Annotated in this window: 13 protein-coding genes; 6 read left to right on the top strand and 7 right to left on the bottom strand. The window is 59.1% G+C overall.

All coding sequences use genetic code 11. The features are described from left to right. The first annotated feature begins 10 nt into the window (after positions 1–10). Positions 11–1,996, top strand: coding sequence for an AAA family ATPase (locus tag N5D22_RS04290; RefSeq protein ID WP_279654541.1), 1,986 nt, complete (start codon positions 11–13; stop codon positions 1,994–1,996). Positions 1,997–1,998: 2 nt separating this feature from the next. Beyond that, positions 1,999–3,903, top strand: a complete 1,905-nt coding sequence (locus N5D22_RS04285; RefSeq protein ID WP_279654540.1) for an ATP-dependent helicase — start codon at positions 1,999–2,001, stop codon at positions 3,901–3,903. Between the two features lie 38 nt (positions 3,904–3,941). Here N5D22_RS04285 and N5D22_RS04280 read toward each other — a convergent pair whose 3' ends face one another. Next, the gene (locus tag N5D22_RS04280; protein WP_037131299.1) at positions 3,942–4,430 is read right to left on the bottom strand and encodes a hypothetical protein; all 489 of its coding nucleotides are present in this window, start codon (positions 4,428–4,430) and stop codon (positions 3,942–3,944) included. A 19-nt stretch (positions 4,431–4,449) separates the two neighbouring features. Further along, positions 4,450–5,577, bottom strand: a complete 1,128-nt coding sequence (locus N5D22_RS04275; RefSeq protein WP_279654539.1) for a helix-turn-helix domain-containing protein — start codon at positions 5,575–5,577, stop codon at positions 4,450–4,452. A 776-nt stretch (positions 5,578–6,353) separates the two neighbouring features. Between N5D22_RS04275 and N5D22_RS04270 the strand changes: the two genes are divergently transcribed. The 4 genes from N5D22_RS04270 (at position 6,354) to dnaJ (ending at position 11,432) form a co-directional block, all read left to right on the top strand. Further along, positions 6,354–6,992, top strand: a complete 639-nt coding sequence (locus tag N5D22_RS04270) for a DUF2239 family protein (protein WP_279654537.1) — start codon at positions 6,354–6,356, stop codon at positions 6,990–6,992. A 64-nt stretch (positions 6,993–7,056) separates the two neighbouring features. Then, positions 7,057–7,962: an alpha/beta hydrolase gene (locus N5D22_RS04265; protein WP_279654536.1), complete on the top strand. Its 906-nt coding sequence runs from the start codon at positions 7,057–7,059 to the stop codon at positions 7,960–7,962. A 343-nt stretch (positions 7,963–8,305) separates the two neighbouring features. Continuing rightward, positions 8,306–10,207 (top strand): molecular chaperone DnaK, encoded by a 1,902-nt coding sequence (gene dnaK / locus N5D22_RS04260; protein WP_279654535.1) that lies wholly within the window; start codon positions 8,306–8,308, stop codon positions 10,205–10,207. An 88-nt stretch (positions 10,208–10,295) separates the two neighbouring features. Further along, a complete protein-coding gene (gene dnaJ / locus N5D22_RS04255) occupies positions 10,296–11,432 on the top strand; it encodes a molecular chaperone DnaJ (protein WP_004439156.1) in 1,137 nt (378 codons plus the stop codon). Between the two features lie 67 nt (positions 11,433–11,499). Here dnaJ and N5D22_RS04250 read toward each other — a convergent pair whose 3' ends face one another. The 5 genes from N5D22_RS04250 to N5D22_RS04230 form a co-directional block, all read right to left on the bottom strand. Beyond that, entirely contained in the window at positions 11,500–12,051 is a 552-nt protein-coding gene (locus N5D22_RS04250; protein ID WP_279654534.1) for a DUF924 family protein, read from the bottom strand. 13 nt (positions 12,052–12,064) lie between these two features. Then, a complete protein-coding gene (locus N5D22_RS04245; RefSeq protein WP_279654533.1) occupies positions 12,065–12,277 on the bottom strand; it encodes a SlyX family protein in 213 nt (70 codons plus the stop codon). 148 nt (positions 12,278–12,425) lie between these two features. Further along, positions 12,426–13,931 (bottom strand): tripartite tricarboxylate transporter permease, encoded by a 1,506-nt coding sequence (locus N5D22_RS04240; protein WP_279654532.1) that lies wholly within the window; start codon positions 13,929–13,931, stop codon positions 12,426–12,428. Between the two features lie 9 nt (positions 13,932–13,940). Then, the gene (locus N5D22_RS04235; protein WP_279654531.1) at positions 13,941–14,402 is read right to left on the bottom strand and encodes a tripartite tricarboxylate transporter TctB family protein; all 462 of its coding nucleotides are present in this window, start codon (positions 14,400–14,402) and stop codon (positions 13,941–13,943) included. Between the two features lie 99 nt (positions 14,403–14,501). Beyond that, entirely contained in the window at positions 14,502–15,485 is a 984-nt protein-coding gene (locus N5D22_RS04230) for a tripartite tricarboxylate transporter substrate-binding protein (protein WP_279654530.1), read from the bottom strand. Positions 15,486–15,573: the final 88 nt, after the last annotated feature.

Here is a 15,573-nt window from a genome sequence, read left to right as displayed (position 1 = left end):
AAGGAAGCCTGTGCGTATCGAATCCGTAACCCTGTCCGGCTTCCGCTGTTTTGGTCCCGACCCTATAACCGTGCCGATCGCATCCGAGATTACGGCTGTCGTTGGTCCGAACGCAGCGGGCAAGACGGCGCTGCTGCATGCCATGTCGAAGCTGTTCGGCGTGTCCCGTGCGCAGCGTACCGTTCTGCGATCCGATTTTCATCTTGGCGCAGATGACGATCCCGAGGACCGTGAACCAAAGGACATGTTCATCGACGTGCTGATCGGCTTGCCTGAACTGGCCGATGGTACTGCGACGCCGGAGACTATCGCGCCGTCGTTCCGGCACATGCAGATTGCGAGAGCCGGTGATGATCCGGTTTGTCGGCTGCGTCTCGAAGCGCGATGGGAGGATGACGGGACCATCGAGGGCGAAGTTTCCCAAGATTTGTTTTGGGTCGATACCCTCGACGACGATCCGGCCGAAGACAAATGCCACCCGGTCTCGGCAGCGGATCGGGGCCTGATCCAGCTTTATTATACGCCCGCCAGCAGGGACGCGACTGCCCAAATTAAGGCTACGACAGGCGCGCTCGCTGCTCGTCTGCTCCGGGCTATTGAATGGTCATCCGAAACCGAGGAGGCGGTGGAGGAGGCTTCCGAGAATCTGGCGACTGCGTTCGAGGAGGAATCGGCCATCGCCGCGATCGGGAAAGCCCTGCAAACGCGTTGGTCGGGCCTCCATGATGATGTTGTCGATACGAAACCGCGGCTCAGCCTGGTCAGCCGCCGCTTTGAGGAGGTGGTCAACAAGATCGCCGTGATCTTCGAGCAGGGACCGGATGGCCAGGAACGCGGCCTAGATGCCCTCAGCGACGGACAGCAATCGCTCTTCTATTTTGCGCTGGCCGCAGCCGTTTTCGATTTGGAGCGCAAAGTGGTCGCCGGAACGGTCGAGGGCTTCCGCGACGACACGCTACGCATTCCTGCGCTGACGCTCTTTGCGCTGGAAGAGCCGGAAAATCACCTCTCGCCCTACTTCCTCGCCCGGATCATTCGCCAAGTTCGCTCCTTGACCGACGCAGGTGGCGCACAGGCCATAGTCACAAGTCATTCGCCGGCGGTTCTGAGCCGTGTCGATCCGCGTGAGGTTCGCTACTGCCGCTGTGACCCGAAGACACGTGTCTCGACGGTCAAAAAGATCAAGATGCCGGCAGGCGTCGATGAGACCGCCAAATTCGTCCGTGGCGCGATGCTGGCCTATCCCGAACTTTACTTCGCGCGATTCGTCCTGCTGGTCGAAGGTGATTCCGAGCGGATCGTTTTGCCTCGTCTGGCCGAGGCGCTCGATCTCCTGATCGATCCGGCCTTTGTTGCGATCGTCCCCTTAGGCGGACGGCATGTGCAACATTTTTGGCGGTTGCTGAAACATCTGGGTATTCCGCACGCTACCCTCCTGGATCTCGATCTTGGTCGCGAAGGCGGCGGTTTTGGGCGGGTCAAGACGGCAATCGAAAAGCTGATCGAATTTGGCGCGTCCAAAGCTGCACTTCTGAAGATCGATAAAGGCATCTTACCCGATGCCGATCTTGCCGGAATGCACACTTGGGAGAGTTCAGGCGAACACGGCAATCTTCTCGCTTGGATAAATGGCAATCTGAAGCCGCATGGGGTCTTCTTCTCGGCACCGCTCGATCTCGATCTCGCCATGCTTAAAGCGTTCCCCGATGCATACAAGGCGATCATTCCCAAGGGTGGAGGGCCGAAAATGACCGCCGATAAGGCGGCGGAAGTCGTGCTCGGGACGGCGGGGCCAGGAACCACCATCTACACCGGTCCGTTCAAGGACTATCCGGCGCTGCTCCCCGCCTATCGCTATCATTTCCTCACCAACAGCAAGCCGGCGACACACCTTGCTGCGCTGACGCACATTAAGAAAAAGGACTTGGCTGAGAACATGCCTCCGGTTCTGGCTGAGGTTCTCCAGCATATCTCCAAGTCGTTGCGGCGGGATTAGCCATGGCGGTGCTCTCGCGACGGGTTCGGCCGGATGATTGGAAGCCCGTGGGGGTAGACGCACTCGAAGCGAATGCGCTCAAGGTCGTGCGTTCGACGGACAACCGATCCGTTATCGCCGGCCCCGGTGCGGGCAAAACCGAACTGCTGGCGCAACGCGCTGCCTATCTCCTCCAGACCGGCGAAGCGCCGCCGCCAAGGCGCATTCTCGCGATCAGCTTTAAGCGTGACGCCGCAACGAACCTCGCTGCGCGCGTCCGTCAGCGCTGCCATCGAAATCACGCCGGGCGCTTTGACTCCATGACGTTCGACGCCTTTGCCAAGGGATTGATCGACCGCCTTGGACAGGCGCTTCCTGATCGCTGGCGTCCACGCCCCGACTACGAGATCATTTTTCCCAACGATCGGGATTACCGCGATTTCCTGTATCAGCAGGTCGGCACACCTCCCGCATCAGTGGGCACCTACGCTGACCTCCAAGGCATCGCAGTGAAAACCTTTGAGCGGCGTCATCTGGTCGGATCACCGCTACCGTTGGATGCCTGGTCAAATCCGACAGTCGGCCAGTGGGCGGCGGATCGACTTTGGCAAACGTCACTCCATGAGGGGAAGAAAAGCGTCCTGTCATTCCCCATGATCGGCCGGCTCGCTGAACTCCTGTTGCGCGTCAATCCGATGGCGCGCGACGCGCTTCGCCTGACTTATTCGCATCTGTTTATGGATGAGTTTCAGGATACGACACAGATTCAGTATGATCTGGTTCGCACGATCTTCTTGGGTACCGATACGACCATAACTGCCGTCGGCGACAATAAGCAGCAGATCATGCGCTGGGCAATGGCGATGGACGATCCGTTCGCCGCTTTTGATGCCGATTTCGCCGGCAAGCGAACACCGCTCTATAACAACTATCGCTCTTCGCCAGAACTCGTGCGCATCCAGCATGTCCTTGCACAGGCTCTGGACGCTCGCGCCGTAGCACCAATCTCGCAGACTGCGGGCACGATCGCCGGAGACAGTTGCGCGATCTGGGATTTCTCCACACCGGAGGTCGAGGCGGCTCGCTTGGCTGCGTTCGTTGCCGCTGAGATGAAGACACACAACCTCGGCCCGCGTGATTTCGTTTTGCTGGTTCGGCAAAAGGCGCCCGACTATGCAGCCGTGCTTGAGCCGGCCTTCAATGCAGCCGGAATTCCCCTGCGCAACGAGGCCGGAACAGTTGGGGCGGTCATGCTACAAGAGTTGCTGGCGGAAGAAGCGCCTGAGCTCGCAATTACCATTTTGCGCCTCGCTATGACCAACCGCGCTGGTCGGTATTGGACGGAATGCCAAGAGGCGCTTGCGGCCTTGCAAGGCATCACGCCGGATGACGAAGCCGCGCAGTCCAGACTTGCCCGCGAGTTGGATGCCTATGCGATCAATCTATCCAAAACGCATCCTACCCCGCCGAAATTGAAGGCGGCGGCACGAGCGATCATTGATGACATTGTATCATTCGTGGGTCGAGATCGGCTGATTGCAGTTCACCCCGCTTATGGTCAGGGAGGCTGGCTGGAAAAAGTGTTGGACGCCGCTGCCGTGCATTTATCCGCGTCGTCAGCCAGCGGCGGCGACTGGTCAACGGCGCTCGACGCCTATGAAGGCGTCCACGCAATACCTCTAATGACAATCCATAAGAGCAAAGGGCTTGAATACCACAGCGTCATCTTCGTCGGCCTGGACGATGGCGCATGGTGGAGTTTTGCCAACGATCAGATCGAAGCCACGGCAGGGTTTTTCGTCGCTTTCACGCGCGCGAAGCAACGGGTTGTCTTTACCTACTGCGCTCGCAGAGGCACACGAAGCAAAATTGCGACGCTATACCGTTTGCTGGAAAAGGCAGGCGTCCGAACATTCTCGATGACTTAAGTTGAATCGCCAACTCTCCATCCATGGAGAGCAGGCGATCAAGCGGCTTCGTCATCATCTCTATCGTGACGTGCGGCAGCTTCCATTTCGGCAACGTCGTCAGTGAAATCGAGCACTATCTGAATGGGCAATTCAGTGGGGTTCTCATCATTGAAGTGATCGACATCCTGCTTAACCTGGAAGCAGTCGTCCGCGATGGCCTTACGACGCTGACTAAAAGACTTTTCCATGAACGAGCGCGGTGCGTTGTCGATGTCTGCCCATAGGCTCAATTGAACGCCACCGATATTGGTTCGGACAGAGTGTTTAGCTCTGTACTTCCTGCCTTGGGCGTCGATCCGCTTCTCCTGCCGAAGGCTTTCGGCCAGCGCCTCACGGCAAAGCTTCACCACGTCGCGCGGTTGCGGGCGGTAAAGTCCCTGTTCGATTGCCCAAGCAGCGACGTTGTCAAGCGATACCGGAGAGGAATCTACCTCTTCGGTATAGCGATCAAAAATCGCCTGCATTTGCTCAGAAAACTTTGCCATTCATCACCATCATTGAAATCTAAAGATGCGCTTCGGCAACGTGGCCCCAGCCATCGGTAACAGCCGAATTCACCACATAACGCCTGACCGGCACCTGATATTTACGGAGGTAATCATACCTCTTCATTCGCTTCTGGAGCTGTCCGACCACAATCCCTGGGTGGACGCCCATCAGCGACGCAAATCCGATCACGTCCCGTTCCGAGAAATAAGGGTGCTTGCGAGCATAGAAGGAATCCATCTTCTGATTCGGAACGCAGAAATCAGCAGCGGCCATATTTGCGACGCGCTCTTCATCACTGTCATTCTTCTCATCAGACGAATTATCTCCCGAGAGATGGTCGACCATACCAATTGAGCGTTTTCCGTGTCCCTCAAGGACATGTTCGATCTCGTGCCGTAGAACAAACCAAAAATTATCAAGGCGATCATACAAAGTTGACATTCCGATCACTGGAGATTGGTCGTCAAGCCAAGTACATACACCGTCGATCTTCGCGTTGGGCAGAGCCTCTACAACAACAAATCTTACACCGCATTCCGCAAGTAAAGTCGGCACAGTTTCAACGGCTTCAGGATCAACCATTAAAGCCCGCAACTTCGGAAGCGCGTCGCGAAGTTTTTCGGGCGAAAACGCGCGCACGGGAATATTGCTCGCGAGCTGCCGAACCCGAAACACCCAAGCCAACTGATGAGGCGGAGTTTCGTCGTAATGCGTCCTCTTGGCAGCAAACGCGATCGCGTTCGGCCCCTGATCATTGGCGACTTCGAAAAATCGGTCCATCTGAAGCTGAAGCAATGAGGATTCACCATCCTGGATCCAACCTCGGCGGATCATGTCGCGTACAGGATAGAGGGTTTGAAGTTCCGCCCTGGTTTTTACGGCCGGATCAGGTTCCTTCGCATTCTGTAAATCAAATTGACCTTGGAGGTTCAGAAAGAACTGAGGGGATGCATCGAAGGCGTCGCCAAGCAGCCGCGCCATGTCAGGAGTGATAGCCCGCTTTCCTGACAGAAGCGGATTCAACTGTTGTTCGGTCTGCCCGAGAATGAAAGCGAGATCGCGTTGCGACCAGCCACGAACCTCCAGCTCAAGCTTGATAAAGACGCCGGGGGGATCGATTGCGACGGTGTTGGTGCCGGCCATTATGCGGCACCCCTTGCTTGCTCTTCCATCGCCCTAACGATCACTGTCATAGCACTATTCTTTTCCTCAATCCGCAAGACCATCGCCCACTGAGGGGCTAAAACCACCAAATGCTCCGGAGAACCCGCCGCTCGCGCTCTTAGGCCAAGGCTCCTCCAGTTCTGCATGGTGCGAACATCAGGGGCGGCTCGGATTATGCTCAACCGCTGCCGAGCAGATTGAATGACGGCAACCGGCAGCTTTGTGTCTGCTGCACGCTCCGTTTCAATTAAGGCCAACTGTTGGTCTGCGAACTCGATCTCCATTGGGCGAACCATAACCGAGTCGCGCCAAGCCGTCAACGCAACTTAACGCAAGGCGTTAAGTTGCGTATTCGATGCTGCTCCTACGGCCGCCGAATGCCCGATAGCGCCGCCAAAAGACCTCCAGAAGGCGCCGATCACCGCCGATGACCGCCGATGACCGAATCCTTTGAAAATTCTTCAATAATTTCAGATGACTATGATGGTCTCATAGTGCTCATCTTCGTCGGGCGCTGCCCGCCATTCACCGCGCATCATCAATCACCACCGAGCAGCGATGCGACGCCCGTCGCGGCTGGCTGCGCTCTTTTCAGCTTCCCTATCCGCCGCCTGCCAAACCCTGACCAGACTTCAATTCCACCTGATGCTGGACGAGCATTTTTTGAACGGCGACAGCATTAATTTTACCCGGGTATAATTGACGATCCTATTTTATCCGGGTATTAAGCTCGTATCCATTCCGGCGATCGCGATATGTCCAATTCCTCGAGCAAAACCTGCACCGCATTTTCCAGCGATAAACTGCTGTTCGCCGGCCCCGTGGCCGAAGTGGCCATTGCAATCCGCCGATCAGGCAAGACGGACGACACAGTGCTTGTGTTCGACGATGCGACGGGCCGTGTTGTCGATCTCGATCTGCGCGGCACCGATACGGAGATCGTTGAACGGCTGTCCCAGCCTCCCAAGACATTGGCGGGACGGTATCGCCCGAAGGCCGACATCTCCGACGCCACGCCCTCCGAGGAAGGTCAGGATCAGAAAAGTCGCGGACGGCCGAAACTGGGAGTCGTCGCCCGCGAGGTGACGTTGCTGCCGCGGCAGTGGGAATGGCTGGCAGGCCAGCCCGGTGGTGCTTCCGCCGCTCTACGGCGCCTGGTGGACGAGGCCCGGAAAGCAATGGATCCGTACCGGCAAAGGCGGGCAGCGCAGGAAACCGCCTATCGATTCATGCAGGCGATCGCGGGAAATCTGCCCGGTTACGAAGAGGCGACACGCGCCCTTTTTGCCGATGATCGCCCCGCGCTGGAAGAACGGCTGGCCTCATGGCCCGCAGATATCAGGACTTACGCCCTGCGTCTCGCCTTCGGCCCGACCGATCCTGCGCATTCGTGACACGCTCCCCGTCTTAGGCCGCCGTCACGAAAGTCGTTCCAATGATTGCCGATGGAGGGCAGCCATGAACATTGCAAAATCCAATGGCATCGAACTCGCCTGGGACAGTTTCGGTGATGCCGCGAATGAGGCGATCCTGCTGATTTCCGGGCTGGGAACGCAGATGATCCGCTGGACAATTCCCTTTTGCGAGGATCTGGCCGCGAGAGGATATCGCGTGATCCGCTTCGACAACAGGGATACCGGATATTCCACCCATTTCGGCACCTCTCCCACGCCGGATTTCGGCACTCTTGCGGCCGAATTGATGGCGGGACGCCGGCCGGACGTCCCCTATTCGCTCAGCGATATGGCGAAGGACGCCGTCGGCCTTCTCGACGCGCTCGGCATCGCGCGGGCTCATGTCGTCGGCCGCTCCATGGGTGGCATGATCGCACAAATTCTTGCCAGCGATCACACCAACCGTGTCCTTTCCCTGACCTCGATCATGTCGAGCACCGGCAATCCTGCCCTGCCGCAGGCAGCACCCGATGTCATGGCGATGATGATGCGCCCGGCCCCTGATCCCGCTATCGATCAGGAAGGGTTTCTGGCTGTACGTCTTGCTTTCGCGCGCCGGATTGCGGGCATGGGTTATCCGTTCGACGAAGACGCCCATCGCGCCCTTCTGCTGGAAGAGGTGCAGCGCGACCATAACCCCTGCGGCGTGGCACGGCAGATCGCCGGCATGGCAGTGACCGGGGACCGGCGCTCGCGTCTGGCGACGATCACAGTGCCGACGCTCGTCATTCATGGAACTGATGATCCCTTGATCCTGCCAGCCTGCGGTCGTGATACCTCGCTTTCGATTCCAGGTGCGATTTATCTGCCGATCAAGGGAATGGGACACGACATGCCACGCGAACTCGACCCGACGATCATCGACGCCATTTTCGGCTTGACTGAAAAGAGAAAGCTTCGCGAGGCGTGAGGCCCCTTCGGCTTCGCCATAAGCCCCAATAATCGCGAGCGGTCCAAACCCGCTTCGGAATCGAACCTCACCCTCCCCCGCCGCCGTCGCATCTGATGACGGGACAGCATGACGTCAAAGTCGCGTTTTTTCGTTTCGGCAGGCATGGACGGCTATGCTTCTGCGCAGACAGGGGTTTCTTGCGCTTTTTTGCTGCGCTTACCCCTCTCTTGCGCCTTGCAGCAGGAAAAATCGCTCCTTATATACGCCGCAGAACTGCAGCGAATACTGCAAATCCAAGTCAAGGAGCTGCCACAAGAATGCCTCACGGGGTTCCGGCAGCTCGCTTCAAGGAGAGAAGAGCATGGCAAAAGTAATCGGTATCGACCTTGGCACGACCAATTCCTGCGTCGCAGTGATGGACGGCAAGGACACGAAAGTTATTGAAAACGCGGAGGGCGCGCGCACCACGCCGTCCATGGTGGCATTTTCCGACGATGGCGAACGCCTTGTCGGCCAGCCGGCCAAGCGCCAGGCGGTCACCAACCCGACCAACACCCTGTTTGCGGTGAAGCGCCTTATCGGCCGTCGTTATGAAGACCCGACCGTCGAAAAGGACAAGGCCCTCGTTCCCTTCGAAATCGTCAAGGGCGACAATGGCGACGCATGGGTGAAGGCGCAGGACAAGAATTATTCCCCCTCGCAGATTTCCGCGATGATCCTTCAGAAGATGAAGGAAACGGCTGAATCCTATCTCGGCGAAAAGGTCGAGAAGGCCGTCATCACCGTTCCCGCCTACTTCAACGACGCCCAGCGCCAGGCCACCAAGGATGCAGGCCGCATCGCCGGTCTCGACGTGCTGCGCATCATCAACGAGCCGACTGCGGCAGCGCTTGCTTACGGCCTCGACAAGAAGGACGGCAAGACCATCGCCGTTTACGACCTTGGCGGCGGCACCTTCGACATTTCGATCCTGGAAATCGGCGACGGCGTCTTCGAAGTGAAGTCGACCAACGGCGACACCTTCCTCGGCGGTGAAGACTTCGACATGCGTCTCGTCGAATATCTGGCGGCCGAGTTCAAGAAGGACAACGGCATCGACCTCAAGAACGACAAGCTTGCCCTGCAGCGCCTCAAGGAAGCTGCGGAAAAGGCGAAGATCGAACTTTCGTCCTCGCAGCAGACCGAAATCAACCTGCCGTTCATCACCGCCGATGCTTCCGGCCCGAAGCACCTGACGCTGAAGCTGACCCGCGCCAAGTTCGAAAGCCTGGTCGATGACCTCGTGCAGCGCACCGTCGCGCCTTGCAAGGCAGCGCTCAAGGATGCCGGCGTTTCCGCTTCCGAGATCGATGAAGTCGTTCTCGTCGGCGGCATGAGCCGCATGCCGAAGGTGCAGGAAGTCGTCAAGCAGCTGTTCGGCAAGGAGCCGCACAAGGGCGTGAACCCGGATGAAGTGGTCGCCATGGGCGCCGCCATCCAGGCCGGCGTTCTGCAGGGCGACGTCAAGGACGTTCTGCTGCTCGACGTGACCCCGCTGTCGCTCGGCATCGAAACGCTCGGTGGCGTCTTCACCCGTCTGATCGATCGCAACACGACGATCCCGACCAAGAAGAGCCAGACCTTCTCGACCGCCGAAGACAACCAGTCGGCCGTGACCATCCGCGTCTCGCAGGGTGAGCGCGAAATGGCGCAGGACAACAAGCTGCTCGGCCAGTTCGACCTCGTTGGCCTGCCGCCTTCGCCGCGCGGCGTTCCGCAGATCGAAGTGACCTTCGATATCGACGCCAACGGCATCGTGCAGGTATCCGCGAAAGACAAGGGCACCGGCAAGGAACAGCAGATTCGCATCCAGGCCTCCGGCGGTCTCTCCGACGCCGACATCGAAAAGATGGTGAAGGACGCCGAAGCCAATGCCGAGGCCGACAAGAAGCGCCGCGCCGGTGTCGAAGCGAAGAACCAGGCCGAAAGCCTCATCCACTCCACCGAGAAGTCGGTGAAGGAATATGGCGACAAGGTCTCCGAGACCGACCGCAAGGCGATCGAAGACGCCATTGCCAGCCTGAAGACCGCCGTTGAGGCTTCCGAGCCGGATGCCGACGACATTCAGGCAAAGACCCAGACCCTCATGGAAGTTTCCATGAAGCTCGGTCAGGCCATCTACGAAGCGCAGCAGGCCGAGGCCGGTGACGCTTCCGCAGACGGCAAGGATGACGTCGTCGACGCCGACTATGAAGAAATCAAGGACGACAAGAAGTCCGCATAATCGGCGGCTTCCCGTCTTCTGACAACATATGCAAGAGATCCGGCTGCCGAGTGCAGCCGGAAATCCATTTGCGGGGCTTGTTAACTTAATGGCGAAAGCAGACTTTTACGAAACACTTGGCGTCAGCAAGACCGCTGACGAAAAAGAGCTGAAAAGCGCCTTCCGCAAACTCGCGATGAAGTACCATCCGGACAAGAACCCTGATGATGCCGACTCGGAACGGAAATTCAAGGAAATCAACGAAGCTTACGAAACGCTGAAGGACCCGCAGAAGCGCGCGGCCTATGACCGTTTCGGCCACGCCGCTTTTGAAAATGGCGGCATGGGCGGTGGCGGCGGCTTTGGCGGCGGCGGTTTCGCCAATGGCGGCTTCTCCGATATTTTCGAAGACATCTTCGGCGAAATGATGGGTGGCGGCCGTGCGCGCCGATCTTCCGGTGGTCGCGAGCGCGGTGCCGATCTTCGCTACAACATGGAAATCACGCTGGAAGAGGCCTTCACCGGCAAGACGGCGCAGATCAGGGTTCCGACCTCGATCACCTGTGACGTCTGTTCCGGTTCGGGCGCAAAGCCCGGCACGCAGCCCAAGACCTGCGCCACCTGTCAAGGTTCCGGCCGCGTACGCGCGGCGCAGGGCTTCTTTTCGGTGGAGCGCACCTGCCCCACTTGCCATGGTCGCGGGCAGACGATTTCCGACCCCTGCGGCAAGTGCCATGGTCAGGGCCGTGTGACGGAAGAGCGTTCGCTCTCGGTCAACATTCCCTCGGGCATCGAAGACGGCACCCGCATTCGCCTGCAGGGCGAGGGCGAGGCCGGCATGCGCGGCGGTCCGGCGGGCGATCTCTATATCTTCCTGTCCGTGCGCCCGCATGAGTTCTTCCAACGTGACGGCGCCGATCTTTATTGCACCGTGCCGATCTCGATGACGACGGCGGCACTTGGCGGCACTTTCGATGTCACGACGCTCGACGGCACCAAGTCGCGCGTCACGGTTCCGGAGGGCACCCAGCCGGGCAAGCAGTTCCGTTTGAAGGGCAAGGGCATGCCGGTTCTGCGTTCGGCGCAGACGGGCGATCTCTATATCCAGATCCAGATCGAAACGCCGCAGAAGCTGAGCAAGCGTCAGCGCGAGCTGTTGCAGGAGTTCGAGCAGCTCTCCTCCAAGGAGAACAATCCGGAATCAACAGGCTTCTTTGCCCGGATGAAGGAATTCTTCGACGGCTGATTGCCGCCGGTCCCAGGCTTTTGAAACGCCGCCATCCTTCGGGACTGGCGGCGTTTTTGTTTCAGGCTCAGCCGGAAAAGCCGCCTTCATCCAGATATTGCCGTTCCTCAGGCGTCGTTTCCCGCAGCAATATGCCATTGCGGTGCGGAAAACGGCCGAAACGCTCGACGATATCGCGATGTTCTTCGGCATGGTGGAGATAAAGCCCGCCAAGCGGCTGGTTCAGGTCGCAGGCGCGCTGCTGGGCCGCCATATCCTCCGCATGGGAAAATGGCAGGTAGAAGAAAACGCGCAGATCCTCGCTCACAGCCTGGTCATGGCCGCGGCGGATCGCGTCATTAGCGAAAAGCCTTGCCAGCGGGTCGGTGGTATACATGTGGGCAGTGCCGCGAAAGCAGTTGCGCGGGAACTGGTCAAGAAGAAGCATCAGCGCCAGGCTGCTTTCCGCGCCGTCCAGCCAGCCATCCAGTTCACGCCTAGCAGCGGCAAAGTGGGCATCGCGGAAACGGTCGTGAAAGTGATTGTCGAAGGCGGCATCCTTGTCGAACCACTTGTCCGGGCCGGCCTTCTTCCAGAAGCTGACGATGTCGGCGGCAAGTGCGGCTGTGTCGTTTTTCATCTGCTCTTCCCCGTCAATAATGCGGCGGCCGGGTGATGGACGGCGCTTCCAGCGATTGCTCCTCAAGGCTCAGGAACCTCTCCGTCAATCGGTCGAGCTTGGCGCGGGTTTGCTCCACCACCTTCCACTGTTCCGCCAGCTGGTCGGACAGTTCCTCTATCGCCTTCGCCTGATGCGCGACCGTCTCCTCGAGCGCGATGATCCGTTTTTCGGTTTCCGACGTCATATCGACCTCTCTTTCCAGCCCTTCCTTGGGCTTAAAAGCGCGCGAGTCAACCATATGTCGCTTTCGTGAAGCGAATTCGTCATGGCCGATCCGCAAACGGAAAAAGCCGGCGATGTTTCCATCGCCGGCATCCGAGTCCTTGGCAGTTTCAGTCTTCTTCTACGAAAACCTCTTCGCGCTTCTTCTTCACGCTTGGAAGGAAGACGACGATCAGCACGGCAAGCGCAATGAAGAGCAGGGTGGCGCTGATCGGGCGGGTGACAAAAGTCATCGGATCGCCACGCGACAGGATCATGGCGCGGCGCAGGTTCTCCTCCAGCAGTGGCCCGAGCACAAAGCCCAGGAGCAGCGGCGCCGGCTCGCAGCGCAGTTTCACCAGCACGTAACCGATGAAGCCGAAGAAGGCGACGGCATAGAGATCGAAGACGTTGGAATTGACGCTGTAGACCCCGATGGCGCAGAAGGCCATGATGATGGGGAAGAGCACATAATAGGGCACCGTCAGCAGCTTCACCCACAGCCCGATCAAAGGCAGGTTAAGGATGACGAGCATCAGATTGCCGATCCACATGGAGGCGATGATGCCCCAGAACAGCGCCGGCTGTTCGGTTGCGACATTCGGACCGGGCACGATACCCTGAATGATCATCGCACCGATCATCAGCGCCATAACCGGATTGGCCGGGATGCCGAGCGTGAGCAGCGGAATGAAGGAGGTCTGGGCGCCGGCATTGTTGGCGGATTCCGGACCGGCCACGCCGGCAACCGCACCATGCCCGAATTCTTCCGGGTTCTTGGAGACGCGTTTCTCTACGGTATAGGAGGCGAAGGCCGCGAGGATCGCGCCGCCGCCCGGAAGAATGCCGAGCGCCGAACCGATAACCGTGCCGCGCAGCACCGGCGCGATCATCTTTTTGAAATCCTCCCGTGTCGGCATCAGCCCGCTGACCTTGGCGATCAGCACCGAACGGGTGCGCTCATTTTCGAGATTGCGCAGGATTTCGGCGATGCCGAACACACCGACGGCCACGGCCACGAAGTTCAGACCATCGGCATATTCACGGATGCCGAGGGTGAAACGCGGCGTGCCGCTATAGATATCCGTACCGACGAGGCCGAGCAGCAGACCGAGGACGACCATGGCCAGCGCCTTGACGATGGAGCCATGGGCGAGCGCAATGGACGACACAAGGCCGACGACCATCAGCGAGAAATATTCCGCCGCACCGAACTCCAGCGCAATCGCCGTCAGCGGCGGCGCGAAGATCGCCACAAGGAAGGTGGATACCGTGCCGGCGAAGAACGAGCCGATGGCGGCAATGGCGAGAGCGGCGCCCGCCTTGCCCTTGCGCGCCATCTGGTAACCATCGATGGCGGTAACGGCAGAAGACGATTCGCCGGGCATGTTGATCAGGATAGCCGTGGTGGAGCCGCCATATTGCGCGCCATAATAAATGCCGGCGAGCATGATCAGCGACGAAACCGGCTCCAATTGAAAGGTGATCGGCAGCAGCATGGCGATGGTCGCCGTTGCGCCGATGCCCGGCAGCACGCCGATCAGGGTGCCGAGCAGCACGCCGATCAGGCAGAAGAACAGGTTTGCCAGCGATGAGGCAGTGACGAAACCGAGAGCGAGATTATCGAGCAAGTCCATCGCGGCACCTCAAAATTTAAGCCAGGGGCCGAAGCGCTGGAACGGCAGGCCGAGACCATAATTGAAAACAGCGACGGAAAAGACCGTGATGGCCGCGGAAAGAATGACCGCCATGAGCGGGCTCATCTTGTGGGATGCGAAGGCTGCGATAAGGGCGCTGAAAAAAAGCGCCGGCACGAAGCCGAGCCCTCGGACAGTGAAACCGAAGAAGATGGGCGCGGGCAGGATGAAAAATATGCCGCGCCAGGCGATCGCTCCGATACCTTCTCCGGCCGGGCGGGCTGAGCGCAGGAATATGACGCCACCGAGCACGATCAGGATGATTGCCAGAACGAGCGGGAAATAGCCCGGCCCCATGCGAAAGGCGGTTCCGATCTCCAGCCCATAAGACTGCAAGGCGAAAAAGACGCCAAGTCCCATAAAAATTGCCCCGCAGACTGCCTCGGCAGGGTCATTAAATAACGACTTCATGAAAGATGCCCCTCCACCGCGGCCGGCATCACACCGGTCCGCCTGTTAAAATGATCACGGTCGACCGGCGGCGCGATGCCGCCGGTCATTCCGCGTCCATCAATCGGCATATTGGCCGGCAGCTTCGATCACCGGCTTCCAGCGGGCGATTTCGCTTTCAAGCTTGGCCTTGAGCGCCGCAGGCGTCGCATCGCCTTCCGACGAGGGCGTGGTGCCAAGTTCGGCAAAACGAGCCGCGACGTTCTTGTCCTTCAGCGCGACCTGCAGCGACTTGGAGAGTTTTTCGTTGATTTCCGCAGGTGTGCCCTTGGGCGTGTAGATGCCGTGCCAGATGCCCACTTCGAGCTTCGGCAGGCCCGCTTCGACAACCGTCGGCACATCCGGCAGCACGTCGAGCCGCTTGGCCGTGGTTACCGCATAGGCTTTCACGGTGCCGCCCTGGATCTGCTTGGTGGTGTTGGTGGTCTGGTCGCACATGATATCGACCTGGCCGCCGAGCAGGTCGGTCATGGCCGGGCCGGTGCCCTTGTAGGGAACGGTGACGAGCGGTGTCTCGATGGCGCTCATGAACAGCATGCCGCACAGATGCGAGGCGGCGCCGATGCCGGCATTGGCGACGGTGACCTTGTCCTTGTTCGCCTTGGCATAGTCGATAAGACCCTTGAGATCCGTCGTCTCGAGGTTCTTGCGCGACAGGATGGTCATCGGCACTTCGGTGACGAGACCGACATATTCGAAGGCGTTCAGCGTGTCATAGGCAAGCTTGCGATAAAGCGTCGCGCTGGTGGCCATGCCGATGTGGTGGAGAAGGACCGTATAACCGTCCGGATCGGACGATGCCACACGGCCGGCACCCAGCGTGCCGCCCGCGCCGCCGACATTTTCGACGATGATCTGCTGGCCGAGATCCTTCGACATGGATTCGGCGACAAGGCGCGCGACCGTATCCGTCGGGCCACCGGCAGCAAAGGGCACGACCATGGTGATGTTGCGCTCGGGATAGTTCTGAGCGGATGCGGACAGAGCAAAAAGGGAAACGGCAGCGGCGGCAGCAAGGCCGGAGACTGTCTTCAGTATTTTCATCGATTCCTCCCGGATGAAAATGTTCGCCACTTCAGCCGCGCATGCTCCTCCATGGCGGCCGGGGTACGCTATTTGCGATCCGGGATTG

Origin of the sequence: Agrobacterium sp. GD03872 (genome assembly GCF_029840625.1) — a bacterium.
Lineage (GTDB): Bacteria > Pseudomonadota > Alphaproteobacteria > Rhizobiales > Rhizobiaceae > Agrobacterium > Agrobacterium fabrum_A.
This window is presented reverse-complemented; position numbering and strand designations above follow the sequence as displayed.